The sequence below is a fragment of the Rhizobium sp. BK275 genome (genome assembly GCF_014193555.1).
Taxonomy (GTDB): Bacteria; Pseudomonadota; Alphaproteobacteria; order Rhizobiales; family Rhizobiaceae; genus Rhizobium.
The window spans coordinates 494,879-513,550 of record NZ_JACHZL010000004.1 but is presented as its reverse complement, the minus strand read 5'-3'; the positions used below and the strand labels follow the sequence as shown (position 1 = coordinate 513,550).

18 protein-coding genes are annotated in these 18,672 nt (G+C 61.3%); 7 read left to right on the top strand and 11 right to left on the bottom strand.

All coding sequences use genetic code 11. The features are described 5' to 3' along the window. The first annotated feature begins 97 nt into the window (after positions 1–97). On the top strand, positions 98–1,099 hold the full coding sequence (locus FHT82_RS15985; RefSeq protein ID WP_183732467.1) for a LacI family DNA-binding transcriptional regulator: 1,002 nt from the start codon (positions 98–100) through the stop codon (positions 1,097–1,099). Positions 1,100–1,156: 57 nt separating this feature from the next. Here the strand turns inward: FHT82_RS15985 and FHT82_RS15980 are convergent, their stop codons facing one another. The 5 genes from FHT82_RS15980 to FHT82_RS15960 are packed head-to-tail and all read right to left on the bottom strand — an operon-like array spanning position 1,157 to position 4,974. Continuing rightward, positions 1,157–1,948 (bottom strand): transporter substrate-binding domain-containing protein, encoded by a 792-nt coding sequence (locus FHT82_RS15980; RefSeq protein WP_183732464.1) that lies wholly within the window; start codon positions 1,946–1,948, stop codon positions 1,157–1,159. Between the two features lie 21 nt (positions 1,949–1,969). Next, positions 1,970–2,887 carry a N(4)-(beta-N-acetylglucosaminyl)-L-asparaginase gene (locus tag FHT82_RS15975; RefSeq protein ID WP_183732461.1) on the bottom strand — a complete coding sequence of 306 codons (918 nt, stop codon included), beginning with the start codon at positions 2,885–2,887 and terminating at the stop codon, positions 1,970–1,972. 8 nt (positions 2,888–2,895) lie between these two features. Then, the gene (locus FHT82_RS15970) at positions 2,896–3,630 is read right to left on the bottom strand and encodes an amino acid ABC transporter ATP-binding protein (protein ID WP_183732458.1); all 735 of its coding nucleotides are present in this window, start codon (positions 3,628–3,630) and stop codon (positions 2,896–2,898) included. 1 nt (position 3,631) lies between these two features. Continuing rightward, positions 3,632–4,303, bottom strand: coding sequence for an amino acid ABC transporter permease (locus FHT82_RS15965; protein WP_183732455.1), 672 nt, complete (start codon positions 4,301–4,303; stop codon positions 3,632–3,634). Next, positions 4,303–4,974 (bottom strand): amino acid ABC transporter permease, encoded by a 672-nt coding sequence (locus tag FHT82_RS15960; protein ID WP_183732452.1) that lies wholly within the window; start codon positions 4,972–4,974, stop codon positions 4,303–4,305. Before FHT82_RS15960 ends, FHT82_RS15965 begins: the two co-directional genes overlap by 1 nt. Positions 4,975–5,203: 229 nt before the next feature. Here FHT82_RS15960 and FHT82_RS15955 point away from each other — a divergent pair, with 229 nt between their 5' ends. Genes FHT82_RS15955 through FHT82_RS15930 form a run of 6 tightly spaced genes read left to right on the top strand, consistent with a single transcriptional unit; the run spans position 5,204 to position 10,828 of the window. After that, entirely contained in the window at positions 5,204–5,734 is a 531-nt protein-coding gene (locus FHT82_RS15955) for a hypothetical protein (RefSeq protein ID WP_183732447.1), read from the top strand. Positions 5,735–5,762: 28 nt separating this feature from the next. Then, on the top strand, positions 5,763–7,349 hold the full coding sequence (locus tag FHT82_RS15950) for an ABC transporter substrate-binding protein (RefSeq protein ID WP_183732444.1): 1,587 nt from the start codon (positions 5,763–5,765) through the stop codon (positions 7,347–7,349). Further along, complete coding sequence (locus FHT82_RS15945; protein ID WP_183732441.1) at positions 7,350–8,432, top strand: ABC transporter permease; 1,083 nt, start codon at positions 7,350–7,352, stop codon at positions 8,430–8,432. Beyond that, complete coding sequence (locus tag FHT82_RS15940) at positions 8,429–9,286, top strand: ABC transporter permease (RefSeq protein ID WP_113208969.1); 858 nt, start codon at positions 8,429–8,431, stop codon at positions 9,284–9,286. Before FHT82_RS15945 ends, FHT82_RS15940 begins: the two co-directional genes overlap by 4 nt. Further along, the gene (locus FHT82_RS15935) at positions 9,279–10,103 is read left to right on the top strand and encodes an ABC transporter ATP-binding protein (protein ID WP_183732438.1); all 825 of its coding nucleotides are present in this window, start codon (positions 9,279–9,281) and stop codon (positions 10,101–10,103) included. Before FHT82_RS15940 ends, FHT82_RS15935 begins: the two co-directional genes overlap by 8 nt. Beyond that, entirely contained in the window at positions 10,100–10,828 is a 729-nt protein-coding gene (locus tag FHT82_RS15930) for an ABC transporter ATP-binding protein (RefSeq protein ID WP_183732435.1), read from the top strand. The genes FHT82_RS15935 and FHT82_RS15930 overlap by 4 nt, the downstream gene beginning before the upstream one ends. On the opposite strand, the gene FHT82_RS15925 is transcribed toward FHT82_RS15930, so the two are convergent. From FHT82_RS15925 to FHT82_RS15900, 6 genes are all read right to left on the bottom strand, one after another. Beyond that, a complete protein-coding gene (locus FHT82_RS15925; RefSeq protein WP_183732432.1) occupies positions 10,829–12,931 on the bottom strand; it encodes a beta-galactosidase in 2,103 nt (700 codons plus the stop codon). 108 nt (positions 12,932–13,039) lie between these two features. Continuing rightward, positions 13,040–13,915, bottom strand: coding sequence for a 2-hydroxy-3-oxopropionate reductase (locus FHT82_RS15920; protein WP_183732429.1), 876 nt, complete (start codon positions 13,913–13,915; stop codon positions 13,040–13,042). A 7-nt stretch (positions 13,916–13,922) separates the two neighbouring features. Beyond that, positions 13,923–14,702, bottom strand: coding sequence for a 2-oxo-tetronate isomerase (otnI, locus tag FHT82_RS15915; RefSeq protein WP_183732426.1), 780 nt, complete (start codon positions 14,700–14,702; stop codon positions 13,923–13,925). 10 nt (positions 14,703–14,712) lie between these two features. Continuing rightward, positions 14,713–16,422, bottom strand: coding sequence for an ABC transporter ATP-binding protein (locus FHT82_RS15910; RefSeq protein ID WP_183732423.1), 1,710 nt, complete (start codon positions 16,420–16,422; stop codon positions 14,713–14,715). Positions 16,423–16,431: 9 nt separating this feature from the next. After that, complete coding sequence (locus FHT82_RS15905; protein WP_183732420.1) at positions 16,432–17,619, bottom strand: ABC transporter permease; 1,188 nt, start codon at positions 17,617–17,619, stop codon at positions 16,432–16,434. Between the two features lie 10 nt (positions 17,620–17,629). After that, positions 17,630–18,616, bottom strand: coding sequence for an ABC transporter permease (locus FHT82_RS15900; RefSeq protein WP_183732417.1), 987 nt, complete (start codon positions 18,614–18,616; stop codon positions 17,630–17,632). Positions 18,617–18,672: the final 56 nt, after the last annotated feature.

Below are 18,672 nucleotides of genomic sequence, written 5' to 3'. Positions count from 1 at the left end.
GTTTCAGTGCCATGAAAGTGGATGATTGCAAGTTTCCGATAGCGAAGATGCGCCTCTCTGCGCTATCACGCCATGACAGGTTGGAAAGCGCTCGAATATGACACAAAACATTGGCCGCGATACCGCTCCGACAATTGCCGATGTTGCAAAGCTGGCAGGAGTGTCGCGAGCGGTTGCGAGCCGGGCGCTCTCCAACGAGCCGCGGCCGGTTTCTGCCGACAAGCGCGAACGAGTGGTCGAGGCGGCCACTCGGCTCGGCTACAAGCCGAACCTTCTGGCGCAGAGCCTGACGACCAAGACGGTCAATCTCATCGCCGTGGTCGTCAACCACATCCATGATCTCTCGGACCTCGATCTCTTCGACCGGCTGCTCGACCAGATCCAGTCGATCGGCAAACAGGTCATCATGATCCGCATCGGCTCGGTCGCCCGCGTCGAGGAGTTCCTGCGCAACGGCGTTGCCTATCATGTCGATGCGGCGCTGGTCTTTTCGGATTTTGCGGATGCGCCGACCGTCAGGCGCATGTTCCGCTCCGATCTCGTCGTCATGCTGAACGGGCTCCACGACGATCTCTCGCCCGTCGTCATGCCCGATGAAGGCAGCGGCATTGCTGAAGCCGTCGCCGATGCGGCGGGGAAGGGCGTGAAGCGGGCGGGTCTCGTCACTGGCCGTTCGTCCTCGCCGATGGAGCAGGCGCGCATCGGCTTCTACAGGCAGGCCTTCGCGGGAAATGGCATAGAGCTGGTGCGCACGGTGCAAGGCGACTATTCCTATGAGAGCGGGCATGCCGCGGCTGCGGAACTGACCGGTGACGATTGTCCAGATGCGATCTTCTGCACGTCCGATGCGATGGCCATGGGCATTCTCGATGTCTGCCGCGCCGATTTTCCCGGCAACCGGCCGACACGTTTCCGGCTCTATGGTTTCGACAATCTCTCGCTCACCGATTTCGACGCCTATCCGATTTCCTCGATCGGCTACGACAAGAGTGTCTATGTCGAGCACATCGTGGATTTCATCGCAAATCCTGGCGATTTTCACCCCGGCCAGCCACCGGTCATCGTGCCGACGACCTATTTTCCGCGCCTGACCGCCTGATAGAAATGACCTCCTGATAGCAAACAGGCCGCCCGAAGGCGGCCTGTGAGGATCATCCTACCACTGCGGGTTCAGAGCCGGCGGGTTGGCTTCTGCGCCCCACCACTTCTTGTAATTGGCTTCATAAGCGCCCGACTGGATGTAGTCGGAAACGAACATGTCGAGCCAGCGGACGAATTCCGGATCGCCCTTGGCGACAGCCATGCCGATCGGGTCGTTGGAATAGAGGCCGGCGAGCGTAACCAGCGTCGGGTTCTTGGTGGCGAGATAGTCGAGCAGCGAGGAATCTTCGATCGCAGCATCGACGCGCTTCTGCTGCAGCTGCAGCACGCCATCGGGAGCGAACTGGTCGACATAGACGAGCTGTGCATCCGGAACGGCGGACTTGAGGAATGTCTCGCCCGTCGTACCACGGCCGACGACGACCTTCTTGCCCGAGAGATCCTTCAGTTCCTTGATGCCGGAGTCCTTCTGGACGATGACGCGCAGGCCGGCGCGGTTATAGGGGATCGAGAAATTGACGACCTTGGCGCGCTCGAGCGTCGCCGAAGTATTGGCGATCGCCACGTCGATCTGGCCGGAAACCAGCATGGAGATGCGGGCGTCGCCCGAGACGTCGGTAAATTCGACCGGTACGCCGAGCTTTTCGGCCAGACGGTTGGCGACATCGACGTCGTAACCGACCGGGTTGTTCTGCGCGTCGCGGAAGCCGATCGGCTCGCCGCCGAGCGATACGCCGATGCGCACGACACCGCGCGAGCGGATATCATCGAGCATGCCGGCAAAGGACGGAAGCGCAGAGCCGGCAACGACGGCCAGCGCGGCAATGGCTGTGAGAATGCGTTTCATAGTTCCATTTCCCTCTTCTGATTATGCCTGTTTCGCGGCCCGAAGCTCCGGTTCGGGCATCGAGTCCTCCCAGAGCCAGTAGCGGATTTCGCCCTCGCATCTGAAATTCACGACCTCATGGTTTCCCTTGGCATCGACAGCATGGATGACCACGCCCGCCAGGAAGCCGGTGGATAGTTCCTTGAGCTCTTCGACGGCCAGCTTGACAGCGTCGGAGAGCGAATAGCCGAATTTGAGCGCCAGGACGACGGTGCGCGCAGTCGAGCAGCGCATGGTCATCTCGCCGGTATGGGTGCAGGCGGCCGCGCCATAACGGCTGTCCGCGTAGAAGCCGGCGCCGGGAATGGGGCTGTCGCCGAGGCGACCGGGATATTTCCAGGCCCAGCCGGACGTTGACGTTGCAGCGTGGATACCGCGTGTGGGGTCGGCGGAAAGGAAGACGGTCGTGTCACGCACACGCTCGGGATCGGTGATGGCGCGGCTCAAGGGTGCCAACGGGATATCGGGGAATTTCGCCAATTCCTCCGGGGACAGTTCCTTTTCCAAACGCTCCCACCAGACGCGCTTGCTGTCGTCGAAGAGCACGTCATCTTCGGAGAAACCGATTTCACTGGCAAAGCGGCGCGCACCATCGCCCGTCAGCATCACATGCGGCAGGCGCTTCATCACTTCATGGGCGAGGCGGGCGACCGACAGTGTGTTCGGCACGGCGCCGACGGTGCCGACATCGCGGGTGTTGCCGTCCATGACGGCGGCATCGAGCTCCATTTTGCCGAGCATGTTTGGCCAGCCGCCGTAACCGACGCTGCGCACCTGGACTTCGCTTTCCACCTTGCTGATGCCGGCGACCATGGCGTCAAGGCTGACGGCGCCATCACGCAGCATCTGCACCGTTGTCGGGAAACCGGGCCAGGCTTCTTTATTGGCCAATAGCAGCATGAATACCTCTAATCTTTGCGCATTTTGGAGAGGAACTGGGCGATACGCTGATGCGCCATGCCGCCCTCGGCGGCGAAGAAATCCGCCGTTGGCAGATCGACGAGCAGCTTGCCCTTGTCGAGGAAGACGATGCGGTTCGAAATCTGCCGCGCGAATTCGATCTCGTGGGTGACGAAGAGCATGGTCGTGCCTTCGGCTGCGAGCTTAGCGAGGATTGCCAGAACCTCGGCCGTCATTTCCGGGTCGAGCGCGCTTGTGACTTCATCAAGCAGCAGGTAACGCGGCTGCATGGCAAGCGCCCGGCAGATGCCGACACGCTGGCGCTGGCCGCCGGAAAGCTGGGCGGGATAGGCATCGGCGCGGTCGCCGAGGCCGACGGATTTCAAGAGCGCGCGGGCCGTGGTTTCGGCTTCGGCACGCGGCTTCTTCAGCACTTCGATCGGCGCCAGCGTGACGTTTCCGAGCACCGTCATGTGCGGATAGAGATTGAAGAGCTGGAAGACCGTGGCCGAGCGCTTGCGGGCTTCCGCCAGCTCTTTCGGCTTGCCGACGTCGAAATCATCGACGGTGATGTGGCCGCCGTTCAACTTCTCCAGGCCGTTGATGCAGCGGATCAGCGTCGACTTGCCGGAGCCGGAAGAGCCGAGGATCGAGACGACCTCGCCGGGATTGATGGTGAGGTTGACGCCATCGAGGACGGTTGTAGGGCCAAAGGCCTTTTTGACGTTTTCTACTTTGAGCATATCAGAGCCCTCTCCAGGCGGCATGCGCCCTGAGGCGGTTTTCGAAGCGGGCGCCGAGCCATGCGAGCAGCTTGGCGCAGGCGTAATAGAGCAGGCCGACCACCGTCCAGACGATGAAGGGTTTTAGCGTGCGCAGGTTCAAGATGTTGCCGATCTTGGTGAGATCGACGACGCCGATGACCGAGATCAGCGAGGTGACCTGCAGCTGGTTGACGAGCAGCGCCGTCAGCGGGCCGATGGCGAAGGCCATGGCCTGGGGCGCCACGACATGGCGCAGCACCTGCCAACGGGTGAGGCCGAAGACGCGAGCGGCTTCGATCTGGTCGCGGCCGATGGATTCGATTGCCGAGACCGCGATGACGTAGACGAAGGCTGCGGAATTGGCCGAAAGCGTGATGGTGGCAGCCGTCGTCGGCGTGATCCGGATGTGCAAGAGGCCGGGCAGGCCGAAGAAGACGAGGAAGAGCTGCACCAGAACAGGCGAGTTCTTCAGGAGTTCTGCAATGAAGGTGATGACCTGCGTCAGCACCGGCACGCGATAGAAGCGGCAGATTGCCCAGAGTGTACCGATCAGGAGACCGATGAGGGACGTCGAGAGAAACAGACCGAGGCTGACGCCGAGGCCCTGTAAAAGCAGCCAGATATCGAAGGGCGTGAAATCGGAAAAACGCATCAGGCTACAGCCTCCATCATGTCGCGGTTCAGGCGGCGGTGGAGGAGGGCGATGCCGAGCGAGACGAGATAGGTCAGCACTGCATAGACGACGAGCAGCACGACATAGACCTCGAAGGGCCTGTAGGTCTGCGAGACGACGATCTGCGCCGAGCCGGTCAGCTCGTTCAGCGTGATCGTCGAGAGGATCGACGATGTCAGGATCATGTTGATCAGCACGGAGCCGAGCGGGCGAACGGAGGTTCTGAGCGCGATCGGCAGCACGATCTTGGTGAAGACCACTCGGCGCGACAGGCCGCTGACTTCGGCGGCTTCGATGACGCCGGGATCGATCGCCAGAATGCCGGCGCGGATAACGTCGGAGGCATAGGCGCCGCCGGCAATTGACAGCGCCACGACTCCCGTCGTGAAGGCATCGATATAGATGCCGATCTCGGGCAGGCCGTAATAGAAGAAGAACAGCTGCACGATGAAGGGCACGTTGCGGAAGATATCGACGTAGACGAAGGAGATCCTGCGCAGAACAGTTGATGATGACGTGCGCGCAATGGCAACGAATGCACCCATGATGACGCTGCCGATCAGCGCTAGAGCACAGGCCTCTGCCGTCAGCAGCGCGCCTTGCGCGAGAAAGCCCAGATGGGGCAAGAGGATCGAAAGGTCGAACCGCACGATCGCTCCCTATGTACAATTGAAACCGGTTTCATCGTGTCGTTTGTGTCCTCTGATGTCAAGAACGCCTGATGTGAAATGCTGATATATCTGTGACGAAAAGTTCGTTTTGGCCGGTCACCTTCGGCAGAATATTTTTCGTCAAAACAGGAAAAAGCTGGATGAATATGGACTGCACAATATCTCGCCACGCCGTTAGCCTTTATCGCACAAAGAAAGAGCAATCTGCATGAGCCAGCTTCCCCAGATCGATTACGAGACCGCTTCCGAAGAGATTCGCGCAGCGCATGACGAGGAAGTGCGGGTTCGCGGCAATATGACCAACATGAAGCGGACACTGCTGCATTCGCCGGAAGCGCATCGAATCTATGCCGAGTGGTTCACGCTTCGGGCTGAGCTCAACCCTGCCATCAGCGATCGCGAAATCTGGATCTTCTCGCATTCGATCTCCAAGGCGCTGAAGTCGGATATCGCCGTCACCTTCTTTCGCCGGGCGCTGATCAAGAACGGGTTCAACCCGGATGCTCTGGAACTCAGCGAGAGCGAATCGCTGCTTAAACGTTTTGGCACGGCTGTTGTCGCCGATTCCAAGGCTATTCCTGCCGATATCTGGGCCGAGCTGAAGGCACGCTACGACACCAAGGTGCTCGTCGATCTCGTCGCCTTTGCCGGCATCATGATCGCTACTGCAGTCTACATCAATGTTGTCGAGGTCGATTTCGATCCCGAGCTCAAGGCTTTCGCCGAAGGCGCCAACTGAGTTTTTCATCACCCGAGGGGAGTTTTCCATGTCCATCATTTCCAGCCGCGCCAAGTTGCTCGGCACCGTCTTCAGCTTGGCGCTGGCTTTCAGCGCGCCAGTCGTTCACGCCGAAACGCCGCCCAACGTGCTCGTCGTTGCCCAGTCGATCGACGATGCTGTCAGCTTCGATCCGGCCGAAGGCTTCGAGCTCACGACCGTCCAGTCCTTCAACAACATCTATCAGCGTCTCGTGCAGTCCAACCGCGATGACGGCACGAAGATCGAGGCAGCACTTGCCGCTTCCTGGGAAGCCGGCAGCGATGGCAAGAGCCTGACCTTTACGCTCGCCGACGCCAAGTTCGCCTCCGGCAATCCGGTTCGCCCCGAAGACGTGATCTTCTCGCTGACGCGTGCCGTGAAGCTCAACAAGTCGCCGGCCTTTATCCTCAACGAACTCGGCTGGAAGGCCGACAATGTCGATGCCGCGATCACCAAGGTCGACGACAAGCATGTCAAGCTCACCTGGACAGCCGATGTCGGCTCCGGCTTCGCACTTTCGATACTGACGGCGCCGATTGCATCCATTGTCGATGAGCAGACGGTTTCGACGCAGGCCAAGGACAATGATTTCGGTAATGGCTGGCTGAAGACCAATTCGGCCGGCAGCGGCGCCTATACGATCGCCACCTACACGCCGCATGAGGCGCTGGTGCTGCAGGCCAATGCCAGTTCCTCCGACAAGCCGACGCTCGAAAGCATCATCATCCGCAACGTGCCTGACGTCGGCGCCCGCCGCCTGCTCGTCGAGCAGGGCGATGCCGATATTGCTCGCGGCCTGTCTGCCGACCAGATCGAAGCGCTGAAGGACAAGAGCGGCATCAAGGTGCTCTCCGTCCCCTCCGCCCGCCAGGACTATATCCTGCTGAACAGCAAGGCGAACCCGACGCTCGGCAACCCGGCTTTCTGGGAAGCGGCGCGTTATCTCGTCGATTATGACGGCATCACCAAGAATCTGCTGCGCGGCCAGAGCAGCGTTCACCAGGCCTTCCTGCCGAACGGCTTCCCCGGCGCGCTCAGCGGCACGCCCTTCAAGCTCGACGTCGAGAAGGCGAAGAAGATTCTTGCCGACGGTGGCATCAAGACGCCGTTCAAGATCGAATTCATCGTCTTCAACGACCAGCCGTTCCTGTCTATCGCACAGTCGCTGCAGTCCACCTTCGCTCAGGCCGGCATCACGCTCGACATCCAGCCGGGTGTTGCCAGCGACATCTATGCCCGCGGCCGCGCCGGCAAGTTCGAGATGACGCTGCGCTACTGGATCCCGGATTATTTCGACGCTCACTCCAACGCCAGCGCCTTTGCGATCAACAAGGACAACTCGGCCAATACCGTTGCCAAACAGGCCGGCTGGGTGATCCCGGAATTGACCGACGAGACGCTCGCCGCCGTCAAGGAGCAGGATGCCGCCAAGCGCGCAGCGCTCTATCAGGATCTGCAGAAGAAGATCCAGGCGAGCTCGCCCTTCGTTTTCATGCTTCAAGGCAATGACCAGGTCGTGATAAGCGACAAGGTGAAGAACTATGCCCAGGGTCTGAATGCAGACCAGGTCTATTACGACAAGGTAGCAAAATAAGTGCCGCAAAGGGCAACGCCTGATAATGCCGACATGACCAACTCCCGCCAGCGCAACAGCTGGCGGGAGTTGTCGTTCGTCTGGCCGCTTTCGAAATGGCTGTGGTCCTTCGCGCTGACGCTTTTCGGGCTGGCGCTGGTGACTTTTACGATGACGCGGCTTTCGCCGATCGATCCGGCACTGCAGCTTGTCGGCGATCATGCCAGCCAGTCCACCTATCAGCAGGCGCGGCTGGAGCTTGGATTGGATCATCCGCTACCGGTGCAGTTCTTCCGCTATATCGAGACGGCGCTTTTGGGCAATTTCGGCCAATCGATCTCGACCGGCCAGCCGGTGGCGAAGGACATTGCCCGCACTTTCCCGGCGACCATCGAGCTTGCGACCGCGGCGATCATTCTCGGCGCTGGCATCGGGCTTGCTCTTGGCATCGCCGCTGCCATGCGGCAGGGGACGTGGGTTGACGGGCTTGCTCGTTTCGTCTCGCTTTTCGGATACTCCGTGCCGATCTTCTGGCTCGGCCTGCTGATGCTGCTCCTGTTTTACGCGCGGCTACACTGGGCGCCGGGGCCGGGCAGGGCCGATGTCGTCTTCCAATATACGGTCAAATCAGTCACCGGCTTTGCGCTTGTTGATACGTGGATATCAGGCAAGGCGGGGGCCTTTCGCGATGCGCTGGCGCATTTGGCGCTGCCGGCGATCGTGCTTGCCTTCCACGCGCTTGCTGCGATTTCGCGGCTGACGCGCGCTGCGATCCTCACCGAGCTTGGCCAGGAATATGTGACGACCGCGCGGGCCAAGGGCGCAAGTCTCCGCCGCATTGTCTTCGTCCATATCCTGCCGAATGTCTCCGGGACGTTGTTGACCGTCATCGCCCTTTCCTACGCCAGCCTGCTGGAGGGTGCGGTGCTGACAGAGACCGTCTTTGCCTGGCCAGGCATCGGCCGTTACCTGACGACGGCGATGTTTGCCGGCGACATGCCGGCGATCCTCGGGGCGACGCTTGTGGTCGGCGCCTCCTTCGTGCTTCTCAACGCGCTGACCGATCTCGGCGTAGCGCGGCTGGAATCGGGGAGGAAGCGATGAGCGCGATCGTCCAGGCGCCATCAGGCGGTCCATCTTTCCTGCGGCGCGTGCTGCGTTCGCCTTCCGCAGCGACTGGCGGCGCGGTGGTGCTCTTCATTCTGGCGCTAGCGTTGCTGGCGCCGCTGATTGCGCCCTACGATCCGAACCTGCAGGAGACAGCCAATCGCCTGATGCCGCCTGATGCCGCGCACTGGCTCGGTACAGACGGTTTTGGTCGGGATATTCTGTCACGCATCATTTACGGTGCGCGGCCGACATTGCTGCTGGTGCTGGTCGTGGTGCTGCTGATGGCGCCACTCGGCATTCTCGTTGGTATCCTCTCCGGTTTCTTCGGTGGCATCACCGAGCGCGTGCTGATGCGGATCACCGATATCGTCATGTCCTTTCCGCGGTTGCTGCTCGCTTTCGCTTTCGTTGCCATCATGGGGCCGGGGCTCATCAACGGTGCGCTGGCGCTGGCGCTGACGAGTTGGCCCGCCTATGCGCGCCAGGCCCGCGTTGAGACTGCGGCGCTCAGACGCAGCGATTATCTGGCGGCAGCCGAAATGGTCGGTATCCGCGGTGTGCGGCTGCTCTGGGGGCATATCCTGCCGCTGGTGCTGCCTTCGGCGATCATTCGTCTGGCACTCGATCTCTCGGGTATCATTCTTGCTGCCGCCGGCCTTGGTTTCCTCGGTCTAGGTGTGCGTCCGCCAACAGCGGAATGGGGCTCCATGGTCTCGGAGGGCACGCAGGTGATCTTCGATCAATGGTGGGTGGCGGCCGTGCCGGGCTTTGCCATCCTGATCACCTCCTTCGCCTTCAACCTGCTGGCCGATGGTCTGCGCGATATTCTGGATCCGCGCCATGACTGAGCCGCTGCTTTCCGCCGAGGATCTGTCGATCGCCTTTCCATCGGAGGCGGGGCCGGTGCGCGTCGTCGATGGTATGTCTTTCTCGGTCGGCCGCGAGGTTCTTGCATTGGTCGGCGAATCCGGCTCCGGCAAGTCGATGACCGGTCGGGCGATCATGGGGCTGCTACCGCGTCGGGCGGAGGTGCGAGCAAAGCGTCTTGCCTTCGATGGCCAGGAACTGACGACGCTGTCCGCATCCGGCTGGAACAGGCTGCGCGGCAGTGGCCTGGGACTGATCCTGCAGGATCCGAAATATTCGCTAAACCCTGCCCATAAGGTTGGCCGACAGGTGGAAGAAGCATTGCTTTTACACACCAAGCTTTCTGCTGCCGAACGGCGCGAGCAGGCGCTCGATATGCTGGAGAAGGTCGGCCTGCCCGATCCGCAGCGCGTCTATTCGAGTTATCCTGCTGCCCTCTCGGGCGGCATGGGCCAACGCGTGATGATCGCGGCCATGCTGATCAACCGACCGAAGCTGCTGATCGCAGACGAGCCGACTTCGGCGCTGGATCGCGGATTGCAGGACCAGATCCTGACGTTGCTGCGATCGCTTACGGAAGAACTCGGCATGGGGCTGCTTCTCATCAGCCACGATCTGCAGCAGGTCTCGCGTTATGCCGACCGCGTCATGGTCATGCGCCAAGGCAAGATCGAAGAGCAGATGGCGTCGGCCGATCTTGCCAATGCCAGATCGGATTACACGCGGGCGCTCTGGGCAGCACGGCCTTCGGCGGCGACTTATGGGACACGGTTGCCGGTTTATGGAGGCGAGGCATGAGTGCGCTCTCCGTTTCGGATCTTTCCGTGACCTTCCAGGGCAGCGGCAAGGGTTTTACCGCCGTGCGCGGTGTCAGCTTCAAGGTCGCGGCGGGCGAGACATTCGGACTGATCGGCCCTTCCGGCTGCGGCAAGACGACGGTGCTGCGTGCCGTTGCCGGGCTCAACACCCATTGGCAAGGCTCCATCACCGTCTTCGACGAGGCGCTGCAGCCGGGGCATAAAATCACCGGCGCGTTGCGATCCAATATCCAGATGGTGTTCCAGGATCCCTATTCCTCGCTGCATCCGCGCCACCGCATCTCCCGCATTCTCGGTGAGCCGTTGGCGTTGCGGGGCATGCGCAATGTCGAGGACGAGGTGAGTATTGCGCTCGATCAGGTCGGCTTGCCGGCTACTGCGGCCGTGCGTTATCCGCACCAGCTTTCCGGCGGGCAGCGGCAACGCGTGGCGATTGCCCGTGCGCTGCTTCTGAAGCCAAAGCTGCTGCTACTCGACGAGCCCACTTCGGCGCTCGATGTCTCGGTGCAGGCCGAAATCCTGAACCTGCTGAACGACCTCAAGGCCTCGCATGGGATGACCTTCGTGCTTGTCAGCCACGATCCTGGCGTCGTCGCGCATATGTGCGACCGGGCTGTGCTGATGCGGGCCGGTCGCGTCGAAACCGAACTCGACCGCGCCGCGCTTTCGCAAGGCGGCTGGGTCGAGCAGCTTGCCGTTCGCTAGTCAGGCGATTGGCAGGATCAGCACGTCGCGAGCTGGCACTTCGATGCGGCTGGCATCGTAGGCATGGTTCACCGGCCAGGCGGGTCTGCCGCCTGACAGCTTCCTATCGGCGAGCGTGACCGTCGTCGTCTGCGCCTTGCGTGTCGGGTTGACCAACCAGAGGAAGCTTCCGTTTTCGCCCTTGTGGATGCGGGCGAAGAGCGCGTCGTTGGACAGGCTCGCGTGGCGCGTCCTGCCGCTCCATTTCACCAGTTCGGCGAAGAAGGCGGCATTCGCCTTGCCGTCGGTGCGGTAGAAGGCGACAGAGGGGTTGGTGCCGATTAGCAGGGTGCGGCCCTTGCCAAAGCGGTTTTCGACGACGGCGAGACGCCCGCCGTCAAACGTGCCGCGGCCGGTGCCGCCGGTCAGGCGATAGGACTGTAGGAGGCCACCGCCATCGACGGCCATGTCGTCGAACTTGAAGTGGATGCGGTCGCCGATATCCGGCATGAATTCCACTTCTTCCTCGCGTGCACCGAAGACCTCATCGAGCCCCATATTCGGCTGCACCTGGCCGACATGGCCGCGGTCGCCGAAATAGCCGGGGCAAGCTTCCGCAATCAGCGTGCCGCCCTTTTCCACCCAGGCCTTCAGACGCGACGCCTGCGCGGCAGTAAACATGATCGGGTAGGGGAAATAGAGGAAGTCGTAGGCGTCAATATCCTCGATATGCACCCAATCCGGCTGCAGGCCCTGTGCGAGGAAGGCACGGTAGGCGCCCCACATGGCTTCCGGATAAGGCTTTTCCTTGCGATCGTAGTTCAGCAGGTAATCCCATTCCTGTGTTTCCGGGACAACCAGAATGCCGACCTCGCCACGAACAGGCTTTGCGTCCCAGAGCGTCTTTTGCGCTGGATCATTCGCCCATTTCGCCATGGCGCTCTGCATGTCGGAGCGTGGCGTGCGGCTGCCATCCATGCCATAGGCGCCGAAGGCGCCGAAGAGCGGGCCGTCGAGCAGCGGGCGCCAGCGCAGATTGAGGACGCCGCGCGCCCCGCCGGCAAAGGAGGTCATGCTCCAGATGCGGATGTCCTCGGGTTCAGCGACACGGCCATCTTCCTTGTCGCGGCTGATTACCTGCGGCTGCAGCCAGAGCGGGCCGCCCTGGCGCTCCGCATGCCAGAAGGGTTTGCCGCGGGCGGCGGCGCGGTTGATATCGACACCGTACCAGGTCTTCCACGGCTCCGTGCCCTTGCGGGCCTGGATCCAGGTGAAGCCGTAGATTTCCACCTTGGAGGCGGCGAGCCAGTCGTCGCAGCCATTGGCCGCCATATTGGGGATCGCGCCGGAAATGCCGTGGGCGGCGATGACGTTCTTCTGATCGACGGCGCGGATGGTGTCGATGCGCCATTGCATCTGGTCGTAGAAATTGTCGCGCTTGAACTGCAGCCAGTCGATGCATTCAGGGTAAGGCGCCATGTGGACCGGCGGCTCGATATCGTCCCATTCGGCGTAGCTGTAGCGGTGCCAGGCTTTGGCGAGCACTTTCAGGCTACCGTATTTCTTCTCCAGCCATTTGCGGAAAGCGGCCTTGGCATAGCTGCTGTAATCGACATCGGCGGAATAGTTGACCTCGTTCCAGACGTCATAGCCGTAGATTGCCGGATGATCCTTGTAGCGGGTGGCAAGTGCGGTCAGGAATTTACCGGCAGCTTCCTTCACTTCCGGGCAGTTCAGCGTCAGTGCGCCAGCGCCGCCGCCATTGTTGGAAAAGCCGCCGGTCGCGGCCGAGACGCCCATGTAGGAACCGAGCTTGGTGCCGTCGGCATTGACCTGCAGGGCATCGGCATATTTGCGTACCGCCCAGTCCGGCACGGCATGAATGAGTTCGGCGATAACAGTCTTGATGCCGTTCCTGGCGGCGAGATCGAGCTGGCGGTCATATTCTTCCCAGTCGTAGACGCCGGGAGCCACTTCGATCGCACTCCACATGAACCAGTGGCGGAAGATGTTCAGGCCATCTTCGCCTGCCGTCGTGTAGTCGCGTTCCCAGTCGTCGCGCGGCGGATTGGACTTGCGGAAATAGACGGCGCCGAAAGGGAATTGGATATCGTTTCTAAGCATTGTCCTGTCCTTCTCTGTCGATGTCCGGACATGGCTTCGCCGTCCGGAGAAAAGGCTCCGGCAGGAGGCAATCGAAGATGTCGTCCGGGTGTTCTAGATGGTCCTGATCTAGCGCGGCCCTCCGGCGAGGAGCTCGAGCGTGCGGATAAGGGCGGAATGGTCGCGTTCGCCGTCGCCATTGGCGATCGCGGCATTCATGAGCTGCTGGGTGGCCGCCGTATTCGGCAGCGACAGGTCGAGCGCGCGGGCGGCGTCAACCGCAAGCGTCATGTCCTTGCGGTGCAGGCGGATGCGGAAACCGGGATCGAAGGTTTCCTTGACCATGCGTTCGCCGTGTACTTCGAGAATGCGTGAGGCGGCAAAGCCCCCCATCAGGGCAGCGCGCACCTTGGCGGGATCGGCGCCGGCGCGTTTGGCAAAGAGCAGGGCTTCGGAGACGGCCTCGATGGTGAGGCCAACGATGATCTGGTTGGCGACCTTGGCCGTCTGGCCGTCGCCGACACCACCGACCTGCGTGATGTTCTTGCCCATCTTTTCGAAGAGTGGCCGTGCACGCTCGAAAGCCTGCTCCTTGCCGCCGATCATGATCGTCAGCGAAGCAGCCTTGGCGCCGACTTCGCCGCCCGAGACCGGCGCATCGATATAATCGCAGCCGAGCGCTTCGATGCGTTTGGCAAAGCCCTTGGTGGCGACGGGCGAAATCGAACTCATGTCGATGACCAGCTTGCCGGCGGACAGGCCCGAGGCCACGCCGTCTTCGCCGAAGAGAACGGCTTCGACGTCAGGCGTATCCGGCAGCATCAGGATGATGATGTCGGATGCTTGCGCGACAGCCTTGGCGCTATGAGCAGCCTTGCCGCCCTTGGTGACGAGGTGCTGCGAGGCTTCCTTCACGCGGCTCAGATGCAGGGTATGGCCTGCATCGATCAGGTGTTCCGCCATCGGGCGACCCATGACGCCCAGTCCGATAAAACCGATATTCATGTCTCGCTCACTTCCGATAGGGTTTCATCCAGCCGAGGCCTTCGCTGGTGCCGGCCTTGGGCTTGTATTCGCAGCCGACCCAGCCGTCGTAGCCGAGGCGGTCGAGTTCGGAGAGGATGAAGCCGTAGTTGATCTCGCCCGTACCAGGCTCGTTGCGGCCGGGATTGTCGGCGATCTGTACATGGGCGATCCTGTCCTTCAGCCTTGTGAATGTCGGGATCAGGTCGCCCTGCATGATCTGCATGTGGTAGAAATCATACTGGATGTAGAGATTGTCGGAGCCGACCTTTCCGAGGATGCGCTCGGCGTGGTCGGTGTTCGACAGGAAGAAGCCGGGAATATCGCGCAGATTGATCGGCTCGATCAGCAGCTTCACGCCGGCGTCGGCCGCGCGCTCGGCGGCATATTTCAGGTTTTCGACCAGCACCTTTTCCAGCGTTGCGAGATCGGCTCCCTTCGGCACGAGGCCGGAGATGACGTTGACTTGCGGGCAGGCGAGCGCCTTGGCGTAATCGAGCGCTAGCGAGATGCCGCTCCGGAACTCCTCGATGCGATCCGGCAGGCAGGCGATACCGCGCTCGCCGCCGGCCCAATCTCCCGAGGGCACGTTGAAGAGCGCCTGCTTCAGGCCGTTTGCCTGGAGCGCACCGGCGACCTTTTCCTTCGGTTCGGCATAGGGGCCGAGATATTCGAGCGCGCCGAAGCCGTCCTTCGCGGCAGCGGCGAAGCGGTCCAGAAAGGCAAGATCCTGATAGAGGAAAGAAAGATTGGCGGAAAATTTCGGCACTGGAACATCCTCAGGCATTGGCGGGAGCGATGAAACGATGCCGGTGCAGCATGCGCTTGTCGCGTGGGTCGGGATTGGGAACGGCGGAAATGAGGCTCTTCGTATAGGCTTCCTGTGGCGCGGTGCAGATCTGCTCGGCCTCGCCAAGTTCGACGATCTTGCCTCGATGCATGACGGCGACGCGGTCACAGAAATAGCGTACCACGGAAATGTCGTGGGAAATGAAGATGAAGCTCAGGTTCAGCCGCTGGCGGATATCGAGCAGCAGGTCGAGGATCTGGCTGCGGATGGATACGTCGAGCGCCGACGTCGCTTCGTCGGCGATGATGATGCGCGGATCGAGCGCGAGTGCTCGAGCAATGCCGATGCGCTGGCGCTGGCCTCCCGAGAAGGCGTGCGGATAGCGCTCCATGCCCATCGGATCTAGGCCGACGAGGCGCATCAATTCGGCGACGCGGTCCTCCAGCGCCTTGCCCTTGGCAAGGCCGTTGACGATCAGCGGATCGCCGATCACTTCCTTGACGGTCATGCGCGGGTTGAGCGAGGCGAAGGGATCCTGGAAGACGAGGCGGACTTCGCGGTGGAAATTGCGCAGTTCCTTCTTGCCGAGCTTGATGACGTCGGTCTCACCGCCATCCTTGTCACGATAGAGGACGGTACCGGTCGTCGGCTCGACGGTACGCAGAATCAAGCGGCCGAGCGTCGTTTTGCCGGAACCGCTTTCGCCGACGATGCCGAGATTTTCGCCGGGATAGAGGTCAAAATTGGCGTCATCGACGGCGCGCAGCGTATTGGCGTTGCCATGCCAGCCGAAGGTCTTGCTGAGATTGCGCACTGAAAGGATCGGCTGCGGCGCTTCCGAGGACAATGCGATGGGCGGCAGTCTGCCTTCGACGTGATGGCTGAGCTTTACCGTCGATGTCAGCAACTGGCGCGTATAGGGATGGGTGGCGGCATGGTAGATCTCATCGACCGAGCCGCGCTCGACGATATGGCCGAAGCGCATGACGGCGACATCATCCGCCACTTCGGCCACCACGCCCATATCATGCGTGATGAGCAACATCGCCATGCCGCGATCGACCTGCAGGCGCTTGATAAGGTCGAGGATTTCGGCCTGTGTCGTCACGTCGAGAGCGGTGGTCGGCTCGTCGGCGATCAGGATATCGGGATTGCCGGCAAGCGCCATGGCGATCATGGCGCGCTGGCGCATGCCGCCGGAGAATTCGAACGTATAGCGGTCGGCCATCTTGTCGGGATTGGGGATTTCCACCTGTCGCAGCAGCTCGACCATGTGGGCGCGTGCCGCCTTCTTGTCGAGATTGCTGTGCAGGCGGATCGCCTCGATGATCTGCGAGCCGATCGTGTGGACCGGAGAGAGGGAGCTCATCGGTTCCTGGAAGATCAAGCCAATGCGCCGGCCGCGGATCTCCCGCATGGCGCGACTGCCGGGCTGAAGAGTGGCGATATCGGTGATTTCGCTGCCGTTTCTCAGCAGGATGCGGCCCCCTACGATGGCGCCGGGCTTGTCGACGATCTGCAGCAGCGAGCGGGCCGTGACACTCTTGCCCGAGCCGCTTTCACCGACGAGGCAAAGCGTCTGGCCGCGCTTCAGCTGGAAGCTGACATCCTCGACGGCATGCAGGATATGCGTGCGCAGCCGGAAATCGATCGAGAGATTTTCAACAGAGAGAGCGACGTCATCGGGAAGATCGGTCATAGCTTCTCCTCAATTGTCATAGGGATCGGCTGCATCGCGCAGGCCGTCGCCGAAGAAGTTGAAGGACAGGACGGCAATGACGACCGCGAGAGACGGCCAGATCAACAGCCAGGGCGCGGTTGCGACCGTGCGGATATTCTGGGCGTCCTGCAGCAGCACGCCCCAGCTGACGACCGGCGGTTTGAGGCCGATGCCGAGGAAGGAAAGCGAGGTTTCGGCAACGATCATCGTCGGCACTGCAAGAGTGACGACGGCGAGGATATGGCTCGTCAGCGACGGTAGGATATGGCGGAAAATCAGCCGAGCCTCGCTTGAGCCGTCGAGCTTTGCGGCGGTGACGAAATCTTCGCTGCGCAGCGCCAGGAAACGGCCTCGCACCTCTCGGGCAAGGCTGGTCCAGCCGAGCAGCGAGACGATGATGGTGATGACGAAATAGACGTTGACGGGCGACCATGTGAGCGGAATCGCCGCCGCAAGGCCGAGCCAGAGCGGGATGGTCGGCATGGCGCTCACGACCTCGATCACGCGCTGGATCAGCGTATCCACCCAGCCACCGTAGAAGCCGGAGATAGAGCCGAGTACGACGCCGAGCACCAGCGACATGGCGACGCCAACGAGGCCGATCGACATGGAAATGCGGGTGCCGTAGATCAGCCGGGTGAGAACGTCACGGCCGAGGCGATCGGCGCCAAGCAGGTACATGGGATCATTGGGATTGATCGGACCGAAGAAATGCGTGGTCATCGGGATCAGGCCCCAGAGATAATAAGCCGGACCTTTGACGAAGAAGCCGACTGGCACGACCTTGCTATCGTCGACGACGAAGGTGCGCCTCAGCGCCACTTTGTCGATCTCCACCTTGTAGCCTTTCACATGGAAATTGAATTCCGAGCTGCCATCCGGCTTGGTGACGAAGAAGCTCAAGCCCTGCGGCGGCGCGTAGGTATATTGCGGCTTCGACGTCGCGGGCAGGGAAGGCGCCAGGAATTCGGCAAAGAGGCCAATGAGATAAAGAAGAAGGATGATCACGCCTGCAACCATCGCCACCTTTTGGCGGATCAGCTTGCCAGCAATCAGCCGCCAGGGACCGATGGCCGCTGTCGAGACCGTCTTTCCCTGTTTCAATGGGCTGATCGAGGGACCGTCGGCGGCGACGTTCAAAGGACCTGTATGGGTTCCCAATGTTTCGTGCGTCATCGGCGTCTCCTCAATTGAACCGGATGCGCGGATCGAGCAGCGCAAGCAGCAGGTCCGACAGGAGCATGCCGACGAGGGTCAGCGCGGAAAGCAGCAGGATGAAGCTGCCGGCGAGATACATGTCCTGCGAGACCAGCGCGCGGAAGAGCAGCGGTCCTGCGGTCGGCAAATTCAGGACGATGGCGGTGATTGTAACGCCGGAGACGAGATGTGGCAGCACCCAGCCGATCGCCGAGACGAAGGGGTTCAGCGCAATGCGCACCGGGTATTTCATGATCACCTTGTATTCCGGCAGGCCCTTGGCACGCGCGGTAATGACATAAGGCTTGTGCAGCTCGTCCGTCAGATTGGCGCGCAGGATGCGGATGAGGGCGGCGGTGCCTGACGCGCCGATGATGATGATCGGGATCCAGAGATGGGCGAGGAAGTCGCCGACCTTGGCGAGGCTCCAGGGTGCTTCGGCAAATTCGGGGGAGTTGAGGCCGCCGACACTCTGACCAAGATAACGGTAGGCGATATACATCAGCGTCAGCGCCAGGATGAAGTTCGGCACGGCAAGGCCAATGAAGCCGAAGAAGGTGAAGATGTGATCGCTGATCGAATGGCGGCGCACTGCCGAATAGATGCCGATCGGCAGCGCGACGATCCAGACGAAGAGGAGGCTGAGCAGCGAGATGACCAGCGTCGAGCCCATACGCGCCCATATGAGGCCGGAAACGGGCTGGTTCCATTCGAAGGACCAGCCGAAATCGCCACGGCTGACGATGCCCCACATCCATTTGAGATATTGGATGTAGAAGGGATCGTCGAAACCGTAGATTTCCTTCAGCCGCTCGATCTGTGCGGGATCGACAGCCTGGCCGCTGTCGCTCATCGTCGCGATCATCGAAGTCAGATAGTCACCCGGCGGCAGCTGGATGATCAGGAACGAGATCAGCGACATGCCGATTAACGTCGGGATCATGTAGAGCACGCGCTTGAAAATATAGCCAAGCATCGGAATGTTTCTCCTCCCGTTGAGAGCGCCGGGTCAGACGCTTCCTTCGGATCTTC

Coding starts and splice junctions, on each gene's coding strand:
- FHT82_RS15985 (WP_183732467.1), top strand. CDS start 98: ATGACACAAAACATTGGCCGCGATACCGCTCCGACAATTGCCGATGTT.
- FHT82_RS15980 (WP_183732464.1), bottom strand. CDS start 1,948: ATGAAACGCATTCTCACAGCCATTGCCGCGCTGGCCGTCGTTGCCGGC.
- FHT82_RS15975 (WP_183732461.1), bottom strand. CDS start 2,887: ATGCTGCTATTGGCCAATAAAGAAGCCTGGCCCGGTTTCCCGACAACG.
- FHT82_RS15970 (WP_183732458.1), bottom strand. CDS start 3,630: ATGCTCAAAGTAGAAAACGTCAAAAAGGCCTTTGGCCCTACAACCGTC.
- FHT82_RS15965 (WP_183732455.1), bottom strand. CDS start 4,303: ATGCGTTTTTCCGATTTCACGCCCTTCGATATCTGGCTGCTTTTACAG.
- FHT82_RS15955 (WP_183732447.1), top strand. CDS start 5,204: ATGAGCCAGCTTCCCCAGATCGATTACGAGACCGCTTCCGAAGAGATT.
- FHT82_RS15950 (WP_183732444.1), top strand. CDS start 5,763: ATGTCCATCATTTCCAGCCGCGCCAAGTTGCTCGGCACCGTCTTCAGC.
- FHT82_RS15940 (WP_113208969.1), top strand. CDS start 8,429: ATGAGCGCGATCGTCCAGGCGCCATCAGGCGGTCCATCTTTCCTGCGG.
- FHT82_RS15935 (WP_183732438.1), top strand. CDS start 9,279: ATGACTGAGCCGCTGCTTTCCGCCGAGGATCTGTCGATCGCCTTTCCA.
- FHT82_RS15930 (WP_183732435.1), top strand. CDS start 10,100: ATGAGTGCGCTCTCCGTTTCGGATCTTTCCGTGACCTTCCAGGGCAGC.
- FHT82_RS15925 (WP_183732432.1), bottom strand. CDS start 12,931: ATGCTTAGAAACGATATCCAATTCCCTTTCGGCGCCGTCTATTTCCGC.
- FHT82_RS15920 (WP_183732429.1), bottom strand. CDS start 13,915: ATGAATATCGGTTTTATCGGACTGGGCGTCATGGGTCGCCCGATGGCG.
- FHT82_RS15910 (WP_183732423.1), bottom strand. CDS start 16,422: ATGACCGATCTTCCCGATGACGTCGCTCTCTCTGTTGAAAATCTCTCG.
- FHT82_RS15905 (WP_183732420.1), bottom strand. CDS start 17,619: ATGACGCACGAAACATTGGGAACCCATACAGGTCCTTTGAACGTCGCC.
- FHT82_RS15900 (WP_183732417.1), bottom strand. CDS start 18,616: ATGCTTGGCTATATTTTCAAGCGCGTGCTCTACATGATCCCGACGTTA.